Below are 24,327 nucleotides of genomic sequence, written 5' to 3'. Positions count from 1 at the left end.
GCTAGCGTTACAGCCAGCTGCGTGCATAGCGTGGTAACTCAGCTTTAGTGCAATCCTAGCTAAATACCATCTCTGGTACGTCATCAGGGCAGATCAATATGCCTGCGGTTTTGGCTTGTATTTCCGCGACGCTAACACCTGGAGCTCGCTCAAGTAAATGAAACGCGCCACCTTTGACTTCAAGCAGCGCAAGATCGGTTACTATCTTATTGATACAGTTTACGCCGGTGAGCGGTAAACTGCAGTGCTGTAGCAGCTTGGACTCGCCCTGTTTATTCGCATGCGTCATGGTGCAAATTATATTTTTAGCCCCAGCGACAAGATCCATCGCGCCACCCATGCCCTTGATAAGCTTACCTGGGATCATCCAGCTGGCAAGATTACCGTGCTGATCTACTTCAAAAGCGCCAAGCACCGTCAGGTCCACATGACCGCCACGGATCATTGCAAAGCTTTCTGCCGAACTAAAAATGGCAGCTCCTGTACGGGCCGTAACGGTTTCCTTACCCGCGTTGATCATATCCGCATCCACCTCCTGCTCGGTCGGATAAGCGCCCATGCCTAATAAGCCGTTTTCCGATTGCAGCATCACATCCATGCCCTGTGGCACATAATTGGCCACCAGCGTGGGGATCCCAATGCCAAGGTTGACATAAAACCCATCTCTTAATTCCTGTGCCACTCGCATGGCCATTTGCTCTCTGGTTAATGCCACTATGCTTGCTCCTTCACAGTACGTTTTTCGATGCGTTTTTCGAACTGTCCTAGAATCACTCTGTCGATATAAATTCCGGGGGTATGAATTTGGCTCGGTTCGATTTCGCCGGGCTCTACAATTTCTTCCACTTCAACGACGGTAATTTTTCCAGCTGTTGCAGCCATTGGATTAAAGTTCATGGCGGTGTGGCGATAAATACAGTTGCCAAAACGGTCTGCTTTCCACGCTTTTACAATGGCAAAGTCTCCCCTAATACTCGGCTCTAAAATATATTCTCTATCACCAAACATTTTTACCTCTTTGCCCTCAGCGACGGGTGTACCAACGCCTGTCGCGGTATAAAAAGCGGGGATCCCTGCTCCACCTGCGCGCATTTTTTCTGCAAGTGTCCCTTGCGGGGTTAATTCAACTTCCAATCCACCGCTCAATAACTGCTGCTCAAACAAGGCGTTTTCTCCCACGTAGGAAGCCACCATTTTGCGGATCTGCTTATCTTCAAGCAAAACCCCTAAACCAAACCCGTCTACTCCGCAGTTATTAGAAACCACGGTTAAGTCCTTTGTGCCCATGTGGCGTATTTGGCTTATCAAACCTTCAGGGATCCCGCACAAACCGAAGCCCCCGGCAATCACGGTCATGCCATCACACAGTCCTGCCATTGCTTCTTCGTAGCTTACGACTACCTTATCAAATCCAGCCATCATTCCTCCTATTGCACTGTCCAGCCGCCGTCCAGCACAATGGCTTGGCCAGTAATGTTGCGTGACTCATTTGCGAGTAAAAAATTGACAGCATGAGCAATCTCATCCAACCCTATAAAGGCCTTTTTCGGCATTGGCGCCAACATAATATTGTTTATCACTTCATCTTCGCTGATCCCATGCTGTTTCGCTTGCGCGGTAATTTGCTGTTCTACCAATGGGGTTTTTACATAAGCGGGGCAAATAGTGTTCACGGTGATATCGCAGTCCGCGGTTTCCAGCGCCAATACTTTGCCAAATCCCATTAACCCATGTTTTGCAGCGACATAAGCAGACTTATATTTAGAAGCAACTAAGGCGTGGATAGAACCAATATTGACGATGCGGCCAAAGCCTCCTCTGCGCATATGCGGCAATACCGCCTTACACAACATGGCGGGGCCTGTTAGCATCACGTCTTGCAGCAATTGCCATTTATCTTCTGGATAATGCTCTAGTGCTTCAACATGTTGCACGCCTGCATTATTGATAAGCACATCAATGTTATCGTGCTGACGGATAAAGTCAGCGATGTCTTGCTTATTAGCTATATTGAGCGCAAACGCTTGAGCATTTCCTCCGTCACTGACGATAGACTCGGCCACCGTCTGTGCTTGCGCTAAGTTCAAGTCTACCAGTAATAGGCTGTAACCTTGTTTGCTCAGGGCCATCGCGATATAGCGACCAATGCCACTTGCAGCCCCTGTGATCAACGCCGTCTTCATCGTCACTCCTTGATTATTTTGCTAAGAACTGAGCAATGGTGTCAGCCTGTGATTGAATTGAAAAAATACCGTCTAAATGCCCCCAAACGCCTTCTATCTCTGTAATTTGCACGTCTTTATTCTTGGCTTTAAGGGTTTCTGCTAACTTACGAATGGGCTCAGGCCTTAATAACAAGTCATTGCTTGCAGGCATCAACAAAACCTTTGCTGTGATTTTATCGATAGCGCTATCAAAATTACCTTGCATGCCTGCGGTATATAGTTGCGAGGCGCGGACTAAGTACAAGATAGAATTCGCATCTTGCGTTTCAGCCCTCGCTCGTGCGCGCGTGGCTAGCGTTTGGCTGAGTTTAGGAAGCTGACGAATATCTTGTTTTGCTTTGGGATCAAGCACAATAAAGTCTGAAAAACTGGCGTTGTAAATAGCGGGGTGCATCGCGTCTTGAGTAATATTAAGCATCGTAGCCGTGAGTCCAGCAAGCGGCCTTTCCCCGTCGTAGTAGTCCCCGCCGCGCCAATTTGGATCAAGTCGGATAGGTAAAGCCCATTTCTCTAACGCCGCAACGGTCCAAGCATCCATCTTTGCCGCGCCAATCACATGAATTAAACGTGATACTTTTTCGGGATAGCGCACCGACCATTCTAACGCTTGGAAAGACCCCATAGACGCGCCCATCACCGCATGCAGTTTGTCGATACCTAAGCTATCTAATAATTGCTTTTGCACTTCAACAAAATCACCGATGGTCACCACGGGAAAGTCCAAGCCATAAGGTTTGCCCGTTTTCGGATTAATAGACGCCGGACCCGTCGTGATCACATCTTTACTATGCCAGTTTGCATTGACCAAAGTATCTACGCTTATCACAAAGTACTTGTTAGTATCTATCGCTTTACCCGGGCCGATAATGGCATCCCAGTAACCTGCCAATACGTCAGACTCTCGATACTTACCCGCAGCGTGAGATGTGCCTGAAAAGAAATGCGTGATCAAAATTACATTGCTTTTGTCAGCATTTAATTTGCCATAGCTTTCCCAGCCGACCTTAACGTCAGGAATGCTGACTCCAGACTCTGTAGTAAAATGCGCGAGTGTAAATGCCCGCTTTTCAACCAGCATAGGTTTGTTTGTCTCACTGCCATAGACAATATTGCTGGCAACGAACAAAAGTAACAGGAAAATCCGCTTCATTGCTGTATCACTCCGTTAAAATAAGATGAATAGGGTTAATGCGAGGGCAACGCCCACCAGCGGCACGACCGCAGTCAACGCCGCCATGGACCAATATGCTCGTTGATGTGTTTCTTTACAGATGGCGCGAATAGTTGTGACCACATAACCGTTGTGCGGTAAGGTATCCAAAGCGCCTGAGCTAATAGCGACAACACGATGTAATTGTTCTGGATTGACACCCGCATCAATGTAGTGCGGTGCCACTAAAGGTAACGCAATAGCTTGCCCACCGGATGCCGAACCAGTTAAACCGGCTATTACACTTACCGCCACCGCGGCGCCAAGTAGCTCATTACCCGGCATCTGTGTCATCATCTCGACCGCTAATTGAAATGCCTCGGTGTTTTTTGCTACCGCACCAAAACCCACTACCGCACTGGTATTACCGATAGCAACTAGCGCCCCAGTTGTACCTAAGTTAATCGCAGCACCCATGTTGTGAAAATGCTTAAAGTTAATCGCGACAATACTGAGTACACCACCAAGTAGAGCTACAATGAGTGCACTTTGCTGCAACACATCATGAAGTGTAAAAGATAAAATCAACACCACGATTAGAGGTAGTACGCCAGTGATTGGATGAGGATAGTTACGTTCATGGATTTCAGGGTCGTCTTCTTTCGCCTCAAAGTGCTCTCCATTTGCCACCGCTTTGGCTATCATCTTTTTCAACCACCAATAGCCAGTAATAGCCATAAACGTGGCAACCACTAGACTGACTTCCCAAGCCGCATAAGGCGACGTACCTAAATATTTTATTGGGATCCAGTTTTGAATTTCAGGGGAGCCTGCCGAAGTCATGGTGAAGGTGACCGAGCCGAAGGCCAGAGTTGCGGGAATAAAGCGCCTTGGTAAATTGGCATCTTTAAATAAGCTGAGCGCCATAGGGTAGACAGAGAAAGCCACAATAAAAACGCTGACACCGCCATACGTTAGTACTGCACAGGCAATCACCACCGCTAATACCGCATGTTTCATACCTAACTTGTCGACAATATAGCGTGCCACGCTGTCGGCAGCACCGCTGTCTTCCATGAACTTACCGAACAAAGAGCCAAGCAAAAACATGAAAAACCAAGCACTCAAAAAGCCAGCAAAGCCATCCATATAGAGTGTAAGAAAGCTGCTTTCTACAGCTTCTGTGGGAAATAGCGCAACGCCACTCGTTAATGCGACCAATAAAGCGCACAGTGGAGCTGCGATAAACAAGTTTACGCCACGGAGAGTTAGCCAAATAAGCAGGCCAAGTCCTCCTGCCAGTCCAAGCATACTGAGCATAAGGGCTTCCTTTTATTGTTATTAATGCCCGTTATAAGTTGATGTGTTGGGCATGCTGTTGATGAATATCAGTGTGGCGTGCAGGCGCAATAAAAACCATAGTACTAAGGTTATAGAAGCCCTACACCCCGTGTTAATCCTAGCGTATCAAGGCATTAGTACTAAGGTACTAATAGAAAAACTTTACAACTCCCCTATGCTTTGGTGTGACAACAAGCACCCAAAATGACAATAATAGGGACCACAGGATGAACAGTTACCAACCTAGATATTCAGCTATCGCGTTGGCTATTACACTCGCAACTCAAGTCAGCCCAGCGGCAGCAGAACAAGCAACACAATCAGAAGGCAAGCTAGAACGCATTGAAGTCACGGCGCGTAAGACGGTAGAAAACCTTCAAACCGTTCCAGTTGCAGTGACTTCTATCGGTGAAACCGATCTACTCGAAAATGGCATTTCGGTACTCTCTGAAGTCCAGCAGTTTTCACCCAATACCACACTTCAAGCTAGCCGAGGCACTAACTCAACCCTCACTGCCTTTATTCGTGGTGTCGGGCAACAAGACCCATTATGGGGTTATGAACCTGGTGTCGGCATTTACGTCGATGACATTTATTTGGCAAGGCCACAAGGGGCCGTACTCGACCTCCTTGATGTACAACAGATTGAAGTACTACGTGGACCGCAAGGGACGCTATATGGCAAAAACACCATTGGTGGCGCAATAAAATATGTCACTAAGGAAATGTCTGGCGATGCGACATTTAACGTGGAGGGAACGGTTGGTAGTTATAATCAACGCGATCTTAAGATCACAGGTCAATTACCGCTCTTGGAAGACACGCTCTATCTAGGTTATGGCTTTGCTACTTTGAATCGAGATGGTTTTGGCGAGTTCAAGGTTTCAACGCTACCCGGCCAAGACAAGGAAAACTACAATAAAGAAATTCAAGCTGCGCGGTTAACCTTGGAGTATCGTCCAAGCGACGATTTATTCTTCCGTTTAGCATGGGATAAAACCGACGATGACTCCAACTCTAAAGGGGGTTATCGGTTGTTGCCGAGCTTACTGACTGACGCCCCCGTGCCCGACAGCGTATTTGATTCTTACACCAGTATGCCAACTTGGAATAAAGTCGAGCTTGAGGGATATAGTTTGACCGCTCGCTGGGATCTTTCTGACGCCACCACGATAAAATACATCGGTGCTAGCCGAGATAGTTACTCCCCGACCAATATCGACTTTGATAATACGCCATTACGGATCTTTGATGTACCCGCCATTTATGATGACGAGCAAACCACGCATGAGATACAGCTAAGCCATGCAGGTAACGGCTATAAATTTGTCTCAGGTCTATATTATTACGATGGCGAATCATGCGGTCAATTCCAAGCAATTTTGGAAGTGTTAGGACAAAGCTTGGGCGCTCCCGGTCTTACGCGAGAAGTCAGTGGTTGTAACAACTCAAATAGTAAAGCCGCGTACATTCAAGGCACCATTGATTTAGCAGCGCAGTGGTCGCTCACATTGGGCGCTCGTTATACTAAAGACAGCAAAGAGGCACAAGTCAGCAATGGTTTGGTCTTTGATGTCGTGTATCCCGAATCAAATTGGATCCCAGGTTATACACGCCCTGCTGGTGAACTCGTACCGTCAGTGCTTGATGATGAAGAAGATTGGTCACGGTTTACACCAAGAGTGGGAGTGGAATACCAATACAACCGCGATATTATGTTCTTTGCCAGCTATGCTCAAGGGTTTAAATCCGGCACCTTCAACCCCAGAGCCAGCACCGCAGAGCCTGCTGCAGATCCTGAAATCGTAGATTCATTCGAAATCGGTATGAAAAGCGAGTGGAACGATAATCTAAGAGCCAATATCACGCTATTCACATTAGATCACAAAGACCGCCAATATATTTCCGTATTGCCCGGTGCAACTTCTGCCGATCTAAACCAACGACTTGGCAACATTGGTAAGTCTACAGCAAATGGTATTGAAGCCGAGCTGAGCTATGTCGCTACAGAGGCGCTAAGTTTTGACGCCGCGATAGGATATATAGACAGTGACTTCGAAGAGGTACTCGATACTAACCCAGACACAGGCGCGACATTTGACAAATCAGACCGCTTTAGTATTTCTAACACCCCTGATTTAACTTTTAATCTTGGGGCGACATACAAACTCTACAGTGATATTGGCGATTGGGTATTCAATGCCAGCTACTACCATCGTGGTGATTATGTCTTATTTGAGGAAGATAGCCTACTGACGCAGGATAGCTATGGTTTAGTCAACCTGAGTATTAATTGGTATAGCACAGACGGCAATTGGCGTGTTGGTCTTCATGGGAAAAACCTGACCGATAAAGAATATATGATAGGAGGCTATCAGTTCGTGACACCAGACCCGAGCGATCCGAGTAATGTGAGTAAGTACACGCCGGGGCTTGGTGGTGATAATACCTTGATAGGCTACTTTGGCGACCCAAGAACCGTTTCGCTTACCGTGGGTTATCGTTTTTAGCACCGAAAGCGAGGCTGCAAGGGTGCCTCGCTATCTCAATCACTTGATGTAGTTTTGGAAATACCCTATAACAACGGATACTAGGAGTTAGTTAAGGATGTCTCAGGTGCAAGCAATCATCGCTGATGACCACCCATTATTTCGCAGCGCACTCAAACAAGCCGCTGCACAAGCGATTGGTCATGGCCCTATCAAAGAAGCCAGCACCTTAGACAGCTTATTCGAGATGTTGCTCGCGCATCCTGAAACAGAGCTAGTATTTTTGGACTTATCTATTCCTGGCGCGAAAGGTCTCGAAGGTCTTGCCCGGTTAAGGAATCAATACCCAGACATATTAGTGATCATGGTTTCAGCCAACGAATCGGCAGCCATTATTAGCCAATGTATTGCCCTCGGAGCAAGCGCTTATATTCCCAAGTCTTCCTCACTAGAGGTGATCAGCGATGCCATCAAGCTCGTTATTGAAGGAGAAACTTGGTTACCCGAAATCGTGGATATCGCGCCTGAAAATGAAAGCGAACAAGCGCAATTTGCGCGTAATTTAGAAAAGCTAACTCCCCAGCAATATCGAGTATTAACCATGATTGCCGACGGCCTTTTGAATAAGCAGATTGCATATGCAATGTCGATTCAAGAGACCACCATCAAACAGCATGTTTCAGCTATTTTAAAAAAGCTCAATGTGTATAATCGCACCCAAGCTGGGATCCTCTTTAATCAGCTGGCTACGGATGTGCATCTCGACGATGAAGCGAGTGCTTAAATAACTATATTAGTCGCTTAATCATGCGCTTTAGGGCTGGTGTTTTAAGCGGTTTATAGAGTAATGGGATCCCCGCATCACTTACTTGCTCGCGAATAGCCTCGTCGTGATTAGCTGTGTTAATAATGATTGGCATATCATCAAGCTTAAGCGCTGCTATCACCTCAAGTCCCGTGACACCATGATCAAGCTGATAATCCGCGATCAGCATATCTGCACGACTCGTTGCTTGTAGCGCGCTAAGCTCTGCTTCATCTCGCGCCACAGCTACTTGGCACCCCCAACTTAGTAATACTTGAGATAATGCATTAAGTGCGTTGGCATCATTATCTAGCAACCAAATAGATAGACCCGATAATTGCGAATCACCGCTGGGCTTGTCAGCGGTTACTTCGGTCTTTTGATCCGTCTGCACCCCATGACTTGGGAGTGTTAAGGTAAATTGTGTGCCTTTATTAAGTTGTGAGCCAAGGGTGATGGGAATTTCCAACACTTCGCAAATTCGTTTGCTGATCGCAAGCCCGAGTCCTAACCCCTGCGCCAGTTCTTTACTGTGAAGCTGTTTGAACTCTTGAAATATGGCGTCCTGATCTTGCTTTGCAATGCCCACTCCAGTGTCTTCAACAATGATAGAAACACTCTCCCCCTGACATTCAGCAATAAGCCTTACCGTACCAGACTCAGTGTAACGGATAGCGTTACTCAGTAAGTTTCCCAATACCCTTTTTAGCAGTGCTTTATCGGTGTAGAGCATGACATCACAAACCTGCACAATAAACGCTAATCCTTTGTCTTTCGCTACCGCCCCATATTCATTTTCCAATGGTTCCAGCAGTGACGACAATGCAAAGCGCGAGCGATTAACCTTAAACGCCCCAGCCTCTAACTTTGTGAGCTCAAGAATGCTCGACAACAGTTCTTCAGCACTTGCCAATGAACTTTTGATGCTTTGCGAAAGCTCAGCTAAGTCGGTCCCTTGAGCCTTTTCACTCATCAATGAACAAAACAGGCTCGCTGCGTTAAATGGCTGTAACAGATCATGACTCGCTGCGGCGAAAAAACGGGTCTTACTCTCCGTTGCGTGCTCCGCTTGGCGTTTAGCAGAAGATAAAGCACGGTTGGCATCTATCAACTCTTTGGTCCTTGCCGCGACCGTTTCTTCTAGGTTTACATTAACTTGCTCTAGTAAGGATTGTTGTTTTACAAACTCGGTGATATCCGTATAGGTCGTTACAAATCCACCTCCAGGCAATGGGTTACCTTGCATTTCAAACACTCGACCATCGTGATGCTCGCGGCGGTAGCGATACGCATTGCCTCGTCGTAAATGTGATAAACGCTTCTCTACTTGCTGCTCGACATCAGCATCACCAAATAGTCCGCGCTGCGCATTGTAACGAATAAGCTCAGCCACAGGACGCCCAATAAACAGCGCATTGTCTGGATAATTAAACATTTCTGCGTAGCGCTGGTTCCAAGCGACCAATTGCAGTTGACTATCTACTACACTTATCCCCTGACTGACGTTTTCTATCGTCGACTGCAGTAAGTCGCGATTAAAACGTAGCACCTGTGACGCTTCATCGACAAATTCTGCAACTTGCTCTAAAGGCTGGCGTTTTTCATCTTTGGCGACATCTAAAATCAATTTCGCAGATGCCCCACCAACGAGTGTCGACATCTCCCGCTCGATCATATTTTCCACTTGCAATGGCGCTGGCAGTTTCCAGTTTGCAGGTTCCTTAGGGAAGTGAAGCTCTACAAGCTGCTGCGCACGCGCTTGCTCGCTAAAGCGCTGCAGTAATGTTGCCAAATCCTGGAAACTCAATACCGTGTTAGCGGACTGTGCAGATTTGGACGGCATTACAAATTTATTGCTTTGTAAGCGCTCAGCAAGACGAGCGGATGAAATAAACGGCACCAGCAAATAAACCAACAAATTTGCACTTAAAGAAATCAGGACGGACTGGCTCGTATTGTCTAACCCCAGACCCAAAAAGTCTAAAGGTGCTAACCATGTGATATTCAAAGGCCCCGCACTCAACCAGTGACTTTCGAAGTTAAAGCCACTAATGAGGCTCGGTAACAATAGCGTGTAAAACCAAATAGCAAAACCCGTCACGATCCCCAATTGCGCACCTAAGCATGAAGCCCCACGCCACCATAAACCAACCACCATCGCGGGCGCAAACTGCGCAACCAAGGCAAATGACATCAGTCCCATATTGGCCAACGTGTTGCCCTCAGCAAGCACGCGATGACTGGCATAACTCAGTAATAAAATGCCAACAATAACCACCCGTCGAGCATTGAGCAGATTAAACTTAGATAAACCCCGATGGCTCGAATTTAACTGCGAGCGGCGTAACAAAAATTGATTGATAAAGTCATTGGTGATCATAATAGATAGCACGATGGCTGAGACTATCACCATACTCGTCGCCGCAGAGAACCCACCTAAAAAGGCTGTCAAAGCGACTAAAGGTGCATCAGATCCCAGTGGTAGGGCAAGCACAAACGTATCGTAACCAACATCTTGACCATTAAAATACACCAGCCCGGCATAGGCGATTGGCAAAATAAATAAATTAATCAGCAACAAATAAACGGGAAACAACCAGCGTGCGGTCTTAAATTGATTTTGTTCATCATATTCAATAAAAGAGGTATGAAACTGCCTCGGCAAACACAGCGTTGCTAATACCCCTAAAAGAACATGAACTAAATAAACATAGGTTGGGCTAGCCGATGCCTCTATTTGCTTGGTAATTCCCTGCTGTGCTGCCTGGTTAAATAAGTGAGTGGGCGATTCAAAGAGTACAAAACAGACATAAACACCAACGGCAATAAACGCCAGTAACTTAACTAATGACTCAAAGGCGATGGCAGTCATCAATCCCGGGTTATGCTCACTCGGTCTCAGCCTACGTGTGCCAAACAAAATAGCAAACAGGGCTAACAGCAAGGTGATGTAAAAAGTACTATCCTGCCAAAACGCGACACTCACCCGCTGAGTGTCGCTTGTTAGCATACCGATACTGGCGCTGGTGGCATTAAGCTGAAGTGCAATATAGGGCACAACCGCAATGACAGAGATCAGAGAAATGAGTCCAGACAAACTAGAAGAATTACCGTAACGAGTGGCAATAAAGTCCGCCATGGAAGTGAGCTGCTGCTGGCGGCATATTTCGGCAATTCGTGTGTAGACTTGCCAACCAAATATAAACAGTAAAATCGTGCCAACATAAGTTGGTGCAAGCCACCAGCCATTATTTGCCGCTTGCGCGGTAGTACCAAAAAACGCCCAAGAGGTGCAATACACCCCTAGTGACAAGGCATAGGTAACTTGCTTGGCACGATAAGATCTAAATTTAGTACTCGCCCTATCTGCGCCCCATGCAATGGTAAATAAAAGCGCTAAATACAGCAGCGCAATAAGACTGATCAGCCCGATAGAAAACATAACTGTGATGATTTTTTATTGTTTGCTCTAGCATAACGGCTGTACTGTAAAAAAACAGCACACTTTAGTGCTATCCCCCAATGCTTAGTATCATCACTTATAACCTAAAACTGCTCACCGACTTATCGAGTGTGCGGGATAAAGACAACAGCGATAATGCTTCGTCTGACGCGCGCTCGGCTCCCGTAGCAGTCTCTTGTGCAGTTTCACTGATTTCTGTCACACTTTGCGAAAGCTGCTGTGTAACCGTGTTTTGCTCCTCAGAAGCACTGGCAATTTGTAGATTCATATCTTTAATTGTGCTCACAGATGAAGAAATCGCTTGTAACACTTCATCCGTTTTCGCCGATTTGTCTGCTGTATCTTTAGCATCTTTAACGTTATCTCGCATCATGCCAACGGAGCGCTTCGCTTCATTTTGCAATTTAGAGATCATCTCTTGAATTTCATCTGTACTCTTCTGGGTGCGACTCGCAAGGCTTCTCACCTCGTCAGCCACTACGGCAAAGCCTCGTCCTTGTTCGCCTGCTCTTGCGGCTTCAATCGCTGCGTTGAGCGCCAACAAATTAGTTTGCTCCGCTATCCCCCTGATAACATCCAAAATAGAACCAACCGATTCTGTTTCTTGTTCAAGATTCTCAATGGTTTTGCTAACATTTTCTATTTTACCAACTAGGCCTTCCATTGCTTGCTGTGTTGCAACGACAACTTGAACACCTGAATTAGATTGAGAATCCGCATCAGTCGCAGCATCTGCTGCGAGCTGGGCACTTTGGGTTATCTCAGCAATCGTGGCAGCCATTTCATTCATCGAAACTGCACTATGACTGAGTTGCTCCATTTGGTTGTCCGCCCCTTGTTTAGACTGGGCAGTGATAGCACTAAGTGTTTCTGACGAGGAAGACAATGCATGTGTGGAGCTTTGAATTTCTGCAATGATGGCTTTTAGTTTGTCAGCCATATCACGCATTGCCAAATAAATACCGCTCACCGATTCCCCCCTGTCAAATTGTATAGTGAGGTCACCTCTGGCAATCCTTGATGCCACTTCCGCGATCTCTTTTGGCTCCCCACCAATAGGGGCTTTGATTAGTCGTGTGATATACCAACTTAAAAAGCAGCCTAACAAAATCACCACAACAGATACTGCAATAATAATTGTTACTGTCTTCCTACTCTCACTTTGAGCTATGGGACCTAATTCATCCTGCCTTTCCTTGATCGATTCTTTCACACGTGCCAAATGCTCTGCGATATTTTGACCATTAATATTTAGTACTTCGGTAATCAGTCGATTTCTCTCTGTGATAATATCTTGTACTTCTCTCACTCCATCTAAGTAGCGTTCTCCTGATTGTTCTATATCAAACAGTAAATTTTTTGCATTTTCATTCATAAACCTAGACTTAGACTGAGTTAGAAACATCTTCTCTTGCTTTAGTTCATCCATGGCTCTGTTGTAGTCATTTAACTGGTTACTCACTAAGAATTTCGTTACGAAAAGTCTTCCTAGCAGCAGCTTTTCCTGCATATGTGTAGCAGCCGCAAGTCCTTCAAAGTCATCCATATCAATGCTAGATTCTATTAATTGCGAAATATTCTTGCGCATTTGAGGGCCTATTTTATCCAGCCCGTCATGAACCACAGTATTTCTACGACCATAAAGTGCCATAATCTCCCTAAAAGCAGTTTCATATGTAACCAAAGCTGTTTCACTTTTTTCAATAAGCTGCTTGCTTTCTTTTTGATTAAGAGCCTCCTTGGCTTCTGCTAATGCATCATGTAAAAGCTTCACTTTCTGTTCAAATTGTTCAATATCGTCTTTTGATTGCTGCTTCAAATAATTCAGCACATTGATCCTAAGTGAGAGCAAGTTAGCTTCCAATGTACTTGCTAGATTGCTCGCTCTTGCCAAAGAGCGATACTCAACAAAATTACTATAACCGCCATTCAATCCAATATAAGCGACGCTAGAGAGTGCAACCATAAGTACAATCATTACTCCAAATGAAGTAGATAATTGTTGGCTTAACCTTAACTTAGAAAGCATAAAAGCACCTGACATTGTATTTATAGATAAGCCCATCAGCATTCATAGATGCCAAAACTATTAACTTGTATTTAATACAATAATCATTGTCGTGTTTTTTGATTTAGTAAAGAAATGTACCGATTAAAAATCGAACAAAGTAAAATAACGACCTTTAATGCTCCATATTTATGATTATCTTGTTGTATAAGGAGCAGCGTATTACGTCCAGCACTGCGATAAAGCTATCTACTCTGGAACAAATAAGTATATAGAGGTAATAACCAACCATCTTCGTTGCGCTCAAACATACATCCATAAACGCAAAAGCCCCAGCTGATGCCGGGGCTTTATAAAAGTCTAATTTAGTTAAAAACTAAAATTAAGCTTTCTTAGGACGTTCAATCACGTCAACTAGCGTCCAAGATTTTTTCTTAGAGATTGGCGCACATTCGCGAATAGTCACGACGTCACCTGCTAGTGCCGTGTTGTTTTCATCGTGTGCGTGCAACTTAGTTGTACGCTTGATGCTTTCTTTCTATAAAGAGTACCGTAGATCGGGTGGTTATACCAATTGCACTAAGTCTCCAATCAATTTGAAGGGTGAAATACCATATTAGCGTCGTTAAAAATTTCTCATTTAGAACAACTAAATAGCAAAATTTTTGCCTAGCTACTAAAGCTATTTCTCCGCTTCAAATTGCTCATTTACCTAATACAATTGGTATTAACCTGACGCTCGATAGCTATTTATAAAAATTATCCATAAACGCAAAAGCCCCAGCAGATGCCGGGGCTTTATAAAAGTCTAATTTAGTTAAAAACTAAAATTAAGCTTTCTTAGGACGTTCAATCACGTCAACTAGCGTCCAAGATTTTTTCTTAGAGATTGGCGCACATTCGCGAATAGTCACGACGTCACCTGCTAGTGCCGTGTTGTTTTCATCGTGTGCGTGCAACTTAGTTGTACGCTTGATGAACTTACCGTAGATCGGGTGTTTAACCTGACGCTCGATAGCAACAACGATTGATTTGTCCATTTTATCGCTTACTACACGACCTTGAAGAGTACGGATCTTATCGCTCATTATGCACCTGCCTTCTGGTTAATAACCGTTTTAACACGCGCAATGTTGCGACGTACTTTTCTCAGTTCGTGAGTTTGAGCTAGCTGACCAGTGCTCGCTTGCATGCGCAGATTAAACTGCTCACGAAGTAGCTCTAGAAGTTCAGCATTTAGCTCTTCTACGCTTTTGTCTTTTAATTCGCTAGCTTTCATTACATTACCGTCCGAGTTACGAAAGTTGTCTTGAATGGTAGTTTACGAGAAGCAAGGTTGAATGCTTCACGAGCAAGCTCTTCAGAAACACCTTCCATTTCGTAAAGAACTTTACCAGGCTGAATTTCAGCAACCCAGTATTCAACAGAACCTTTACCTTTACCCATACGAACTTCAAGCGGTTTTTCTGTAATTGGCTTATCTGGGAATACACGGATCCAGATTTTACCTTGACGCTTGACGTGACGTGTCATAGCACGACGAGCTGCTTCGATTTGACGAGCAGTCATACGGCCACGGCCAGTCGCTTTCAAGCCGAAAGAACCGAAGCTAACTTTGTTACCGCTGGTAGCCAGACCACGGTTGCGGCCTTTGTGTACCTTACGGAATTTTGTACGTTTTGGCTGTAACATTAGTCGCTACCTCTTACTTAGCACTTTTTTTAGCTTTCTTCGGCGCACGTTTAGCTGGCTTCTCTTGCTCTTGAACTAGTGGAAGACCACCAATTACTTCGCCTTTGAAGATCCAAACCTTAACACCGATGATACCGTAAGTGGTCAAAGCTTCTGAAGTTGCGTAGTCGATATCAGCACGTAGAGTGTGTAGAGGTACACGACCTTCACGGTACCACTCAGAACGTGCGATTTCAGCACCGCCTAGACGGCCGCTTACTTCAACTTTGATACCCTTAGCACCTAGACGCATTGCGTTCTGTACTGCGCGCTTCATAGCACGACGGAACATAACACGACGCTCTAGCTGAGAAGAAATACCGTCAGCAACTAATTGTGCATCTAGCTCTGGCTTGCGTACTTCTGCGATGTTGATTTGCGCAGGTACACCAGCAAGCTTAGTTACAGCTTGGCGAAGCTTTTCAACATCTTCACCTTTTTTACCGATAACAACACCAGGACGAGCTGTGTGAATTGTTACACGGATTGATTTAGCTGGACGCTCGATAACGATCTTAGCTACAGAAGCACTTTTCAATTCCTTAGTAAGGTATTGACGTACTTTGTGATCGCCAAAAAGCTGTTCAGAGAAATCTTTTGTATTCGCGTACCAAGTAGATACCCAAGGCTTTGAGATACCTAGGCGAATACCAGTAGGATGAACTTTTTGTCCCATTACTTATATCTCCTAGCTATCCGATACCACAACAGTGATGTGGCTTGTACGCTTAAGGATGCGGTCTGCGCGTCCTTTAGCACGTGGCATAATACGTTTCATTGTAGGACCTTCGTCTACAAATACTTTAGCCACTTTAAGCTCATCAATGTCAGCACCTTCGTTGTGCTCCGCGTTCGCGATAGCAGACTCAAGTACTTTCTTAACTAATACAGCCGCTTTCTTCGGGCTGTACGCCAGGATTTCTAGCGCGCGATCAACCGGAAGTCCACGGATCTGATCTGCCACTAGACGTGCTTTCTGCGCCGAACCAGAGGCGAATTTGTGTTTAGCTAATGCTTCCATCATACCCTCCGATTAACGCTTCTTAGCTTTCTTATCCGCAGCGTGACCGCGGTAAGTACGTGTAGGTGCAAATTCACCCAGTTTGTGACCGATCATTTCGTCTGTGATGAACACAGGAACGTGCTGACGACCATTATGGACAGCGATGGTCAATCCGATCATGTTAGGTATGATCATTGAACGACGGCTCCAAGTTTTAATTGGCTTCTTGTCACCGCTTTCCAACGCTTTCTCTACCTTCTTCAGCAAGTGTAGGTCAATAAATGGACCTTTCTTGAGAGAACGTGGCATGGCAATTCCTCAACTATTATTTAGTACGACGACGTACGATAAACTTATCAGTACGCTTGTTCTTACGAGTCTTGTAACCTTTAGTAGGTACGCCCCATGGAGATACAGGGTGACGACCACCAGAAGTACGACCTTCACCACCACCGTGTGGGTGGTCAATCGGGTTCATGGCAACACCACGAACTGTAGGACGGATACCACGCCAACGATTTGCACCAGCTTTACCTAGTGAACGTAGCATGTGTTCTGCGTTACCTACTTCGCCAAGAGTCGCACGACAATCAGACTCAACCTTACGAACTTCGCCAGAGCGAAGACGTAGTGTTACGTATTGACCTTCACGAGCAAGGATCTGTACGTAAGCACCAGCAGAACGTGCAATTTGTGCACCTTTGCCAGGTTTAAGTTCAACGTTGTGTACAGTAGAACCTACAGGGATATTACGCATAGGTAGTGTGTTACCAACCTTGATTGGTGCATCAACACCAGATTGGATTGCATCACCTGCTTTAAGACCCTTAGGTGCAATAATGTAACGACGCTCACCGTCTGCATATAATACAAGAGCGATGTTTGCGCTACGGTTTGGATCGTACTCTAGACGCTCAACTTTAGCTGGAATGCCATCTTTTGTGCGTGTAAAGTCGATTACACGGTAGTGCTGCTTATGACCACCACCGATGTGACGAACCGTGATACGACCGTTGTTGTTACGACCACCTGATTTAGAGTTTTTCTCTAATAGCGGAGCGTAAGGCTTACCCTTGTGTAGATCAGGGTTAACCACTTTAACGACGTGACGACGACCCGCAGAAGTTGGTTTACACTTTTGAAGTGCCATAATTCTAACTCCCCTTATTACTCGGCGCCGCCGACAAAGTCTAGCTCGCTACCTTCTTTAAGAGTAACGTATGCTTTTTTCCAATCGCTACGACGGCCAAAACGCATACCAGTACGCTTTGTCTTACCCTTAACATTTAGAGTGCGAACACCAGTTACTTCTACTTCGAAAAGCTTTTCAATAGCAGCTTTGATTTCTGCTTTGTTTGCATCTTTAGCTACTTTGAAAACGATAGTGTTGTTTTCTTCAGCAGATACAGTGCTCTTCTCAGAGATGTGTGGAGCAAGGATTACTTTTAAAAGACGTTCTTCACGGATCATGCTAGCGCCTCCTCAAGTTGCTTAACAGCAGCAGCAGTAATCAGAACCTTATCGAAAGCGATTAGGCTTACTGGGTCGATGCCAGCTACGTCACGCGTGTCAACCTTGTACAGGTTACGTGCAGAAAGGAATAGATTCTCATCTACTTCTTCAGTCACGATTAGTACGTCTTTAAGCTCAAGTTCTTTAAGCTTAGCTACTAGTTCTTTAGTCTTTGGTGCTTCTAGACCAAAGTTTTCAACAACTACTAGACGATCTTGACGAACAAGCTCAGAAAGAATGCTCTTGATCGCACCGCGATACATTTTACGGTTAACTTTTTGGCTGTGATCTTGCGGCTTAGCTGCAAAGCTCACACCACCGCTGCGCCAGATTGGGCTGCGGATTGTACCAGCACGTGCACGGCCAGTACCTTTTTGGCGGAATGGTTTCTTACCACCACCGCGTACTTCAGAACGTGTCAATTGAGCACGAGTACCTTGGCGAGCACCTGCTGCATAAGCAACAACTACTTGGTGTACCAATGCTTCGTTAAACTCACGTCCAAAAGTAGCTTCGGAAACTTCAAGCGCGCCAGCGCCTTTAATTGCTAATTCCATCACTAAATCTCCAGGACTTATGCTTTAACAGCTGGTTTAACGATAACGTCACCGCCGATAGCGCCAGGTACTGCACCTTTAACTAAAAGCAAGTTACGCTCTGCGTCAACACGTACTAGTTCAAGGTTCTGTGTCGTTGAACGAACATTACCCATTTGACCGGCCATTTTCTTACCTTTGAAAACTTTACCAGGAGACTGGTTTTGACCGATTGAACCAGGAGCACGGTGAGATAGAGAGTTACCGTGAGTTGCGTCTTGCATGCTGAAGTTCCAGCGCTTAACACCACCTTGGAAACCTTTACCTTTTGAAGTACCAGTAACGTCTACTTTTTTCACTTCAGTGAAAAGTTCAACAGTTAGCTCTGAACCTACTTCAAATTCACCTTCACCGCCGTTAAGACGGAATTCCCACAGGCCGCGACCCGCTTCAACGCCAGCTTTAGCGAAGTGACCCGCTGCTGGTTTGTTTACACGGCTTGCTTTTTTCTCGCCTGCAGTAACTTGAAGCGCGTTATAACCGTCAGTTGCGTCAGATTTGATCTGCGTAACACGGTTAGGAGTCGCTTCGATAACTGTCACAGGGATAGATACACCATCTTCAGTGAAGATACGTGTCATACCCACTTTACGACCGACTAGACCTAATGCCATTTTCCTAAAACCTCTCTAATCTTCCGATTAACCCAGGCTGATTTGAACATCAACACCAGCAGCAAGGTCTAGGCGCATTAGAGCGTCTACAGTCTTGTCAGTTGGTTCTACGATGTCGATCAGACGTTTGTGGGTGCGGATTTCATACTGATCACGCGCGTCTTTATTTACGTGCGGAGAGATCAATACTGTGAAACGTTCTTTGCGCGTAGGTAGTGGGATTGGACCACGAACCTGTGCACCAGTGCGCTTCGCTGTTTCCACGATTTCCGCCGTTGATTGGTCAATCAAACGGTGGTCAAAAGCTTTTAGGCGAATACGAATGCGTTGATTTGACATTCTTAAACCTCAAAATAAAAAGAGCATTTAAAAAGAGCATAAAAAAACGACCGAGACTAACTCAATTATTCCTGAGAAGTCGGTTGTTAATTTATTTCTACCGTTGAACTCACAATTGGAGTTCCTGTTCATAGGGCCTGAAATCCAGACCTTTCATTTACTTTCCTAGACACTATGGTCAAGAAAGTCTGCATATTATAGTGATATTGGTGATAAATGCAACAACTAATACAAAGTAATTTTATCGCTCGGATCCGTAGGCGCTGTCGCGCAGATAAAGCGCATTGAACATACACAATATTTCACTCACAAAAAGCACTTAGAGCAAAATTCACTCTACTCAAGCATTTGCTTCTGTTAATCTTCCATAGATATATTGCGGCAGGAAAACATGGATGACACCTTTGAAAATGGTCAGTCCAGTTAAATCTTGGTATTCTATGGTTAATGATAATTGTTCGGTATTCCCATGCAGATTTTTTCTTATTTGCTAACAACCATCGCTCGCTGTAGCAACTGGCTTTTTGTTAAAAGTAAAGTATTGCCAGAGCATCCCATTGAGGATTACGAGCTAGATCCCAGCATTCCCACATTTTATGTAGCGAGACTCGACTCGGTATCAGACATGGTCGCGCTAGACGTTATGTGTAAAAAGCTTGGTTTACCAAGGCCGTCTCAAAAAGCGCGAATTGGCAATAAAGAGCTCAATCGTTTTGTTGGGATCCAGACTCCGCCAAGTGTCTTTGGTAATAGTCATAAACCAAGTGATGCGCTTGAACATAGCAAAGCGATTTTTGAAGCCTTAAAAGATAACGACAATACCGATGCGCAAGTTATTCCAGTCACTATATTGTGGGGTCGTAATCCAGGTAAAGAAAAGCCTGGTGTGGGAACCTTATTATCCAACTCATTAACACCGAGCTGGCTACGCAAATGCTTTGTGATCTTGTTTTCAGGCAGGGATAACTTTGTTCGATTTTCCCGCCCGATTGAACTCAACCAATTGTTAAACGATAAAGCAGACGTTGAGGAGCTGCCACATAAGCTGCTGCGCGTTGCACGCGTGCACTTCCGTCGTCAAAAGTTGGCTGCTACCGGCCCCAAATTACCATCACGTGAGCAGCTATTTAATTCTATCTTAGCGTCGCAAAGCATTAAAAAGGCCATTGCAGAAGAAGCAAAGGCAAAAGGTCTAAGTCAGGAAGAAGCAAGATTACAAGCACTTAGATTATTAGACGAAATAGCCGCAAACTATTCAGACGCCATGGTGCGCGTAGCTGACAGGGCCCTCACTTGGCTGTGGAACAAGCTTTATAATGGTATTGAAGTTAATAACTCAGACAAAGTACAAGCACTTGCGGACAAAGGACACGAGATCATTTACGTGCCATGTCATCGTAGCCATATGGATTACTTGCTGCTAACTTATGTGATTTACCATCAGGGTTTAGTACCACCGCATATCGCAGCTGGCGTTAATCTCAACTTTTTCCCTGCGGGCCCGATTTTTCGTCGTAGTGGTGCCTTCTTTATTCGCCGCTCTTTTTCGGGCAACAAACTCTATTCCGCGGTATTCAAGGAATATTTAAGTCAGTTATTTATCAAAGGGTATTCCGTTAAGTTTTATACCGAAGGCGGCCGCAGTCGTACAGGTCGTCTACTACCACCAAAAACGGGGATGCTGGCAATGACACTGCAATCTATGCTTCGCGGCATTGATAGACCTATATCATTAGTGCCCGTTTATCTCGGCTACGAACATGTTATGGAGATCAACACCTACCTCAAAGAGCTGGCTGGCAACAGTAAGAAAAATGAGTCTATCTTTGGTATTTTTAAGGCGATTAAGAACCTTAAAAACTATGGTAGAGGGTATTTAAATTTTGGCGATCCGATATCCGTCAACCAATTTTTAAATGAACATCAACCAGATTGGCGTGATTCTATCCACCCCACCGAAACTCAAAAGCCAGCTTGGCTGAACAAGCAAGTTGCCGATCTCGCTGATGTCATCATGACTGAGATAAATAACTCAGCAGCACTGAACTCAGTTAATTTGCTTGCGACAATTTTGCTGAGTAACGAGCAATTTGCATTGCCTAAATCACAACTGCTACAACAGCTCGATTTGTATCTTGGACTACACAGACATGCACCTTATCACGACAATGCGACGGTGCCAGATTCGAGTCCTGAGGGCCTACTCGATCATGCGCTTAAGCTTGATAAGTTCGATATTATTGAAGACAGTTTTGGCAGCATCATTAGTGTTAAGGAAAAAGAACGCGCTCTGCTTAATTATTACCGTAACAATATTCTGCACCTGTTTGCCGTACCAAGCTTAATCGCTCAGCAGCTCTTCAATCGCTACAGCTTGACTGTTGATGAGTGCCGCAAGGAGGTAGCGCTGTTGTATCCCTTGTTTGCAAAAGAGTGGTTCTTAACAGACCTTAAGACAGGATATATAGAGTCCATTTTTGAATACTTTGCGGCTAAGGATCTGATCACCTTTGATGGTCACCTTGCCTCAGTTAACAAAGATGGTAGCGCATTGGCACAATTAGAAATGCTAGGTAAAGTGATCCACTTAACGCTTGAACGCTATGCAATCACGATTAACCTCGTTAAGCGTCATCAAGGATTAAGTCGTAGCGAGCTTGAAAAAGAAAGTGCACTTCTTGCCGACCGACTAGGAACTTTACACGGTATCAAAAGCCCAGAGTTTTTTGATAAAAAAGTGCTCAGTGCGTTTGTTACTAGTCTAAAAGAGCAAGGCTTTATAGAACAAGATGAAGCCGTGGGCATTCGCGGCACAGAATCACTACATACTTTAGAGCAGTACTTAAAAACCCTGCTACCTGCTCGAATACATCAGTCTATTCAGCATATCGTCTAATATCATAAGGCCCCAATTTAGGGGCCTACTTTATGGTGCATAGCAAAGCTTAAGTTAGACGATTATCTACTACTTGCTTTATAACAACAGCAATAACACATAGTGCCGCCGCTATATCTACAGAGATCATTTGATGCGGCCAAACTAAAGCGATACCTAAAAGCGCTAACACCATCCTGATTGGTTTATTGAGCTTCGCCTCTGCATAACCGTATATCGCTGCTACCAAAGCGTACATTCCCACAAGCGCGGTGAAAAAAACCTGCATGATCTCGAAGTTACTCCCCCAATAAACGGTGTATAAGCAAACAGTAAGGGAACGATGTATAGCGCTTTGGCCGTTTTCCATGCTTCTATACCTGTTGCCATCGGCGGTGTTTTGGCAATTCCCGCGGCGGTAAAAGCGACCAAGCATACCGGCGGTGTCACATTGCTATCTTGCGATAACCAAAAAATAATCATATGGGCAGAAAGTAGCATCATGGCCAAATGCGTGGCATCAAATTGGCTACTGCGAATAATATCAATAGCCTCTGGCGGCAAGCTTGCCAAAATAGTAGACACTTGAGCCGCTGTAATATTTGGCTGGTTGTATATCTCTCCTAGCGCTGGCGCCATCATACTCATCATCATCGTCGCAGTGTCATTGAGTTGACCATTTACTATGATCTCTACCAGTGCTGACTGGCTGATCAAGCCATACAAAGCCGGTGCAGAAAGCGTTGCCAACACAATATACGATGCCGTCACTGGCAGTCCCATACCGATAATTAACGAGGCCAATGCAATCAATACCAACAACAGTATCAAGCTTGCTCCCGCCCATTCATTTATCATTAGAGAAAAAGTAACCCCTAAGGAGCTGATCGAAATACAATTAACCAGCATACCAATGGCCACCAATAATATTGCTGTCTTAGCGCTGTTTTCAGTTGCATTCGCAAGCGCAGCCAAAATCTTTGACCACCTCATCGGCGAAGATGAAAACAAAGAAAACAGACACACACTGAGCGTCGCAATACTAACTGCATAAGTTGGCGTAAAGCCATAAATCATCAATGTTACGAGCAACACGATAGGTAATAAATGATGCCAACCGGACTTCAGTTCTTGCCAAGCACTTAATTGCTCTGACTCTAATGCTGGCTGGATATTCAAACGTTTAGCTTGGATACGTACAAAGATGGCAATAGATGCGAAATAAAGCAGTGCGGGAACAAAGGCCGCCGAAATTATCGTAAGATAAGGAATTTGAGTATAAGAGGCCATCACAAATACACCTGCCCCCATAATCGGCGGGATCAGCTGACCTCCAGTCGATGCTCCGGCTTCAACTGCTGCCGCAAACTTTGCAGGAAAGCCAGCTCTCTTCATTAATGGAATGGTGATCACCCCAGTCGCCGCTGTATTCGCGATAGCAGAGCCCGATACGGAGCCCATCATACCCGAGCTCACAACAGCAACAAGTCCCTGTCCGCCAACCATGCGACCGACAAGCGCATTGGCAAAGCGAATGATAAAATCCCCTGTTCCTGCTTGGACTAGAAATGCGCCAAACAGGATAAACATAAAAACAAACGTCCAAGAAATTTTAGCAATAGATCCAAACAAGCCGTCATCAAAGTAATTGCGAAATAAAATAGTTTCTGCGCTTAAACCAGCAAAATGAAACACGCCATCGATATACTGTCCCAAAAACAATACATAGCTCATCGCCAGTAGGATCATCATCGGGATAAACCAGCCCATACAGCGCCGGACCAACTCAAGCGCGAGGAGTACAGCGGTGGAAGATGCTATCCAGTCAGCCGTAGCAAATTCATAATTACGCGCAGCCAGCGCATCACTGTACAGAACAAGATAGCCACAGCTCACGATTAAACCGATAAACAGCCCGATATCAATAACGCTAGAAAGCACTGCTAATTTGCCAACTCTAAGTGGTAAGGTGAGCAAGATAATGCTACCAAATAGCATGAAGTGAATGGCTGAAATATAGTTATCCGGCCAAGTGGCGACCAAGTTAAAATAGAGGTGCAACAAACTCGTGAGTATCGCTAAATAAAAAGCGATCCGCTCACGAGCTGCTGTTGGTGCTACTAATGTGCTTTGCTCATTGCTACTATTACTCATTGATAGATACTATCCCGTTTTA

23 protein-coding genes and 1 pseudogene are annotated in these 24,327 nt (G+C 45.1%); 3 read left to right on the top strand and 21 right to left on the bottom strand.

The window, feature by feature from the left end:
- Positions 1-55: 55 nt before the first annotated feature.
- Genes GSF13_RS06375 through GSF13_RS06355 form a run of 5 tightly spaced genes read right to left on the bottom strand, consistent with a single transcriptional unit; the run spans position 56 to position 4,695 of the window.
- On the bottom strand, positions 56-715 hold the full coding sequence (locus GSF13_RS06375) for a 3-oxoacid CoA-transferase subunit B (protein ID WP_130163340.1): 660 nt from the start codon (positions 713-715) through the stop codon (positions 56-58).
- Positions 715-1,419 carry a CoA transferase subunit A gene (locus tag GSF13_RS06370; RefSeq protein WP_211868961.1) on the bottom strand — a complete coding sequence of 235 codons (705 nt, stop codon included), beginning with the start codon at positions 1,417-1,419 and terminating at the stop codon, positions 715-717. The genes GSF13_RS06375 and GSF13_RS06370 overlap by 1 nt, the downstream gene beginning before the upstream one ends.
- An 8-nt stretch (positions 1,420-1,427) precedes the next feature.
- Positions 1,428-2,183 (bottom strand): 3-hydroxybutyrate dehydrogenase, encoded by a 756-nt coding sequence (locus tag GSF13_RS06365; RefSeq protein WP_010607747.1) that lies wholly within the window; start codon positions 2,181-2,183, stop codon positions 1,428-1,430.
- Between the two features lie 13 nt (positions 2,184-2,196).
- Positions 2,197-3,375, bottom strand: coding sequence for a homoserine O-acetyltransferase (locus tag GSF13_RS06360; RefSeq protein ID WP_211867537.1), 1,179 nt, complete (start codon positions 3,373-3,375; stop codon positions 2,197-2,199).
- A 15-nt stretch (positions 3,376-3,390) separates the two neighbouring features.
- Positions 3,391-4,695: an SLC13 family permease gene (locus GSF13_RS06355; protein ID WP_099031119.1), complete on the bottom strand. Its 1,305-nt coding sequence runs from the start codon at positions 4,693-4,695 to the stop codon at positions 3,391-3,393.
- A 248-nt stretch (positions 4,696-4,943) separates the two neighbouring features.
- On the opposite strand from GSF13_RS06355, the gene GSF13_RS06350 reads away from it, so the two are divergent.
- Together GSF13_RS06350 and GSF13_RS06345 are read left to right on the top strand one after the other, a co-directional pair.
- Positions 4,944-7,226, top strand: coding sequence for a TonB-dependent receptor (locus tag GSF13_RS06350; RefSeq protein ID WP_211867529.1), 2,283 nt, complete (start codon positions 4,944-4,946; stop codon positions 7,224-7,226).
- 97 nt (positions 7,227-7,323) lie between these two features.
- Complete coding sequence (locus GSF13_RS06345; protein WP_211867527.1) at positions 7,324-7,989, top strand: response regulator transcription factor; 666 nt, start codon at positions 7,324-7,326, stop codon at positions 7,987-7,989.
- Positions 7,990-7,993: 4 nt separating this feature from the next.
- Here the strand turns inward: GSF13_RS06345 and GSF13_RS06340 are convergent, their stop codons facing one another.
- The 14 genes and pseudogenes from GSF13_RS06340 to rpsJ all read right to left on the bottom strand — a co-directional run bounded on the left by GSF13_RS06340 (position 7,994) and on the right by rpsJ (position 19,276).
- Positions 7,994-11,452 (bottom strand): PAS-domain containing protein, encoded by a 3,459-nt coding sequence (locus tag GSF13_RS06340; RefSeq protein ID WP_211867525.1) that lies wholly within the window; start codon positions 11,450-11,452, stop codon positions 7,994-7,996.
- A 97-nt stretch (positions 11,453-11,549) separates the two neighbouring features.
- Positions 11,550-13,502 (bottom strand): methyl-accepting chemotaxis protein, encoded by a 1,953-nt coding sequence (locus GSF13_RS06335; protein WP_249122742.1) that lies wholly within the window; start codon positions 13,500-13,502, stop codon positions 11,550-11,552.
- A gap of 361 nt (positions 13,503-13,863) precedes the next feature.
- Positions 13,864-14,037: pseudogene (locus tag GSF13_RS06330) on the bottom strand (30S ribosomal protein S17); the annotation flags it as partial.
- Between the two features lie 274 nt (positions 14,038-14,311).
- Positions 14,312-14,569 carry a 30S ribosomal protein S17 gene (gene rpsQ / locus GSF13_RS06325; protein ID WP_023398452.1) on the bottom strand — a complete coding sequence of 86 codons (258 nt, stop codon included), beginning with the start codon at positions 14,567-14,569 and terminating at the stop codon, positions 14,312-14,314.
- Positions 14,569-14,760, bottom strand: coding sequence for a 50S ribosomal protein L29 (rpmC, locus tag GSF13_RS06320; RefSeq protein WP_058031280.1), 192 nt, complete (start codon positions 14,758-14,760; stop codon positions 14,569-14,571). The genes rpsQ and rpmC overlap by 1 nt, the downstream gene beginning before the upstream one ends.
- Positions 14,760-15,173, bottom strand: coding sequence for a 50S ribosomal protein L16 (rplP, locus tag GSF13_RS06315; RefSeq protein WP_095728988.1), 414 nt, complete (start codon positions 15,171-15,173; stop codon positions 14,760-14,762). The genes rpmC and rplP overlap by 1 nt, the downstream gene beginning before the upstream one ends.
- A gap of 13 nt (positions 15,174-15,186) precedes the next feature.
- Positions 15,187-15,888 carry a 30S ribosomal protein S3 gene (gene rpsC, locus GSF13_RS06310; protein ID WP_010376374.1) on the bottom strand — a complete coding sequence of 234 codons (702 nt, stop codon included), beginning with the start codon at positions 15,886-15,888 and terminating at the stop codon, positions 15,187-15,189.
- 12 nt (positions 15,889-15,900) lie between these two features.
- Positions 15,901-16,233, bottom strand: coding sequence for a 50S ribosomal protein L22 (rplV, locus tag GSF13_RS06305; RefSeq protein ID WP_010376375.1), 333 nt, complete (start codon positions 16,231-16,233; stop codon positions 15,901-15,903).
- 12 nt (positions 16,234-16,245) lie between these two features.
- Positions 16,246-16,524: a 30S ribosomal protein S19 gene (gene rpsS / locus GSF13_RS06300; protein ID WP_010376377.1), complete on the bottom strand. Its 279-nt coding sequence runs from the start codon at positions 16,522-16,524 to the stop codon at positions 16,246-16,248.
- 16 nt (positions 16,525-16,540) lie between these two features.
- Positions 16,541-17,365, bottom strand: a complete 825-nt coding sequence (rplB, locus tag GSF13_RS06295; RefSeq protein ID WP_010607737.1) for a 50S ribosomal protein L2 — start codon at positions 17,363-17,365, stop codon at positions 16,541-16,543.
- A 17-nt stretch (positions 17,366-17,382) separates the two neighbouring features.
- Positions 17,383-17,685 carry a 50S ribosomal protein L23 gene (gene rplW / locus GSF13_RS06290; RefSeq protein ID WP_095728987.1) on the bottom strand — a complete coding sequence of 101 codons (303 nt, stop codon included), beginning with the start codon at positions 17,683-17,685 and terminating at the stop codon, positions 17,383-17,385.
- Complete coding sequence (rplD, locus tag GSF13_RS06285; RefSeq protein ID WP_010376385.1) at positions 17,682-18,284, bottom strand: 50S ribosomal protein L4; 603 nt, start codon at positions 18,282-18,284, stop codon at positions 17,682-17,684. Before rplD ends, rplW begins: the two co-directional genes overlap by 4 nt.
- A gap of 17 nt (positions 18,285-18,301) precedes the next feature.
- Positions 18,302-18,937: a 50S ribosomal protein L3 gene (gene rplC / locus GSF13_RS06280; RefSeq protein ID WP_010376387.1), complete on the bottom strand. Its 636-nt coding sequence runs from the start codon at positions 18,935-18,937 to the stop codon at positions 18,302-18,304.
- A gap of 27 nt (positions 18,938-18,964) precedes the next feature.
- Positions 18,965-19,276, bottom strand: coding sequence for a 30S ribosomal protein S10 (gene rpsJ, locus GSF13_RS06275; RefSeq protein WP_010376390.1), 312 nt, complete (start codon positions 19,274-19,276; stop codon positions 18,965-18,967).
- Positions 19,277-19,745: 469 nt separating this feature from the next.
- On the opposite strand from rpsJ, the gene plsB reads away from it, so the two are divergent.
- On the top strand, positions 19,746-22,172 hold the full coding sequence (gene plsB, locus GSF13_RS06270; RefSeq protein ID WP_102055894.1) for a glycerol-3-phosphate 1-O-acyltransferase PlsB: 2,427 nt from the start codon (positions 19,746-19,748) through the stop codon (positions 22,170-22,172).
- A 49-nt stretch (positions 22,173-22,221) separates the two neighbouring features.
- Here the strand turns inward: plsB and GSF13_RS24640 are convergent, their stop codons facing one another.
- On the bottom strand, positions 22,222-22,401 hold the full coding sequence (locus GSF13_RS24640; RefSeq protein WP_249122741.1) for a hypothetical protein: 180 nt from the start codon (positions 22,399-22,401) through the stop codon (positions 22,222-22,224).
- Positions 22,395-24,305, bottom strand: coding sequence for a TRAP transporter fused permease subunit (locus GSF13_RS06265; protein ID WP_249122740.1), 1,911 nt, complete (start codon positions 24,303-24,305; stop codon positions 22,395-22,397). Before GSF13_RS06265 ends, GSF13_RS24640 begins: the two co-directional genes overlap by 7 nt.
- Between the last annotated feature and the right edge of the window lie 22 nt (positions 24,306-24,327).

Origin of the sequence: Pseudoalteromonas sp. M8 (assembly GCF_018141365.1) — a bacterium.
Lineage (GTDB): Bacteria > Pseudomonadota > Gammaproteobacteria > Enterobacterales > Alteromonadaceae > Pseudoalteromonas.
This window is presented reverse-complemented; position numbering and strand designations above follow the sequence as displayed.

Bases quoted from the DNA above. Each gene is read 5' to 3' on its own strand.
- rpsC (WP_010376374.1), bottom strand. From the start codon at position 15,888: ATGGGACAAAAAGTTCATCCTACTGGTATTCGCCTAGGTATCTCAAAG.
- GSF13_RS06365 (WP_010607747.1), bottom strand. From the start codon at position 2,183: ATGAAGACGGCGTTGATCACAGGGGCTGCAAGTGGCATTGGTCGCTAT.
- rplB (WP_010607737.1), bottom strand. From the start codon at position 17,365: ATGGCACTTCAAAAGTGTAAACCAACTTCTGCGGGTCGTCGTCACGTC.
- rplW (WP_095728987.1), bottom strand. From the start codon at position 17,685: ATGATCCGTGAAGAACGTCTTTTAAAAGTAATCCTTGCTCCACACATC.
- GSF13_RS06370 (WP_211868961.1), bottom strand. From the start codon at position 1,419: ATGGCTGGATTTGATAAGGTAGTCGTAAGCTACGAAGAAGCAATGGCA.
- rpmC (WP_058031280.1), bottom strand. From the start codon at position 14,760: ATGAAAGCTAGCGAATTAAAAGACAAAAGCGTAGAAGAGCTAAATGCT.
- rpsQ (WP_023398452.1), bottom strand. From the start codon at position 14,569: ATGAGCGATAAGATCCGTACTCTTCAAGGTCGTGTAGTAAGCGATAAA.
- GSF13_RS06335 (WP_249122742.1), bottom strand. From the start codon at position 13,502: ATGCTTTCTAAGTTAAGGTTAAGCCAACAATTATCTACTTCATTTGGA.
- GSF13_RS06340 (WP_211867525.1), bottom strand. From the start codon at position 11,452: ATGTTTTCTATCGGGCTGATCAGTCTTATTGCGCTGCTGTATTTAGCG.
- rplP (WP_095728988.1), bottom strand. From the start codon at position 15,173: ATGTTACAGCCAAAACGTACAAAATTCCGTAAGGTACACAAAGGCCGC.
- GSF13_RS06265 (WP_249122740.1), bottom strand. From the start codon at position 24,305: ATGAGTAATAGTAGCAATGAGCAAAGCACATTAGTAGCACCAACAGCA.
- plsB (WP_102055894.1), top strand. From the start codon at position 19,746: ATGCAGATTTTTTCTTATTTGCTAACAACCATCGCTCGCTGTAGCAAC.
- GSF13_RS06355 (WP_099031119.1), bottom strand. From the start codon at position 4,695: ATGCTCAGTATGCTTGGACTGGCAGGAGGACTTGGCCTGCTTATTTGG.
- GSF13_RS06360 (WP_211867537.1), bottom strand. From the start codon at position 3,375: ATGAAGCGGATTTTCCTGTTACTTTTGTTCGTTGCCAGCAATATTGTC.
- rplV (WP_010376375.1), bottom strand. From the start codon at position 16,233: ATGGAAGCATTAGCTAAACACAAATTCGCCTCTGGTTCGGCGCAGAAA.
- rpsS (WP_010376377.1), bottom strand. From the start codon at position 16,524: ATGCCACGTTCTCTCAAGAAAGGTCCATTTATTGACCTACACTTGCTG.
- rplC (WP_010376387.1), bottom strand. From the start codon at position 18,937: ATGGCATTAGGTCTAGTCGGTCGTAAAGTGGGTATGACACGTATCTTC.
- rpsJ (WP_010376390.1), bottom strand. From the start codon at position 19,276: ATGTCAAATCAACGCATTCGTATTCGCCTAAAAGCTTTTGACCACCGT.
- rplD (WP_010376385.1), bottom strand. From the start codon at position 18,284: ATGGAATTAGCAATTAAAGGCGCTGGCGCGCTTGAAGTTTCCGAAGCT.
- GSF13_RS06350 (WP_211867529.1), top strand. From the start codon at position 4,944: ATGAACAGTTACCAACCTAGATATTCAGCTATCGCGTTGGCTATTACA.
- GSF13_RS06345 (WP_211867527.1), top strand. From the start codon at position 7,324: ATGTCTCAGGTGCAAGCAATCATCGCTGATGACCACCCATTATTTCGC.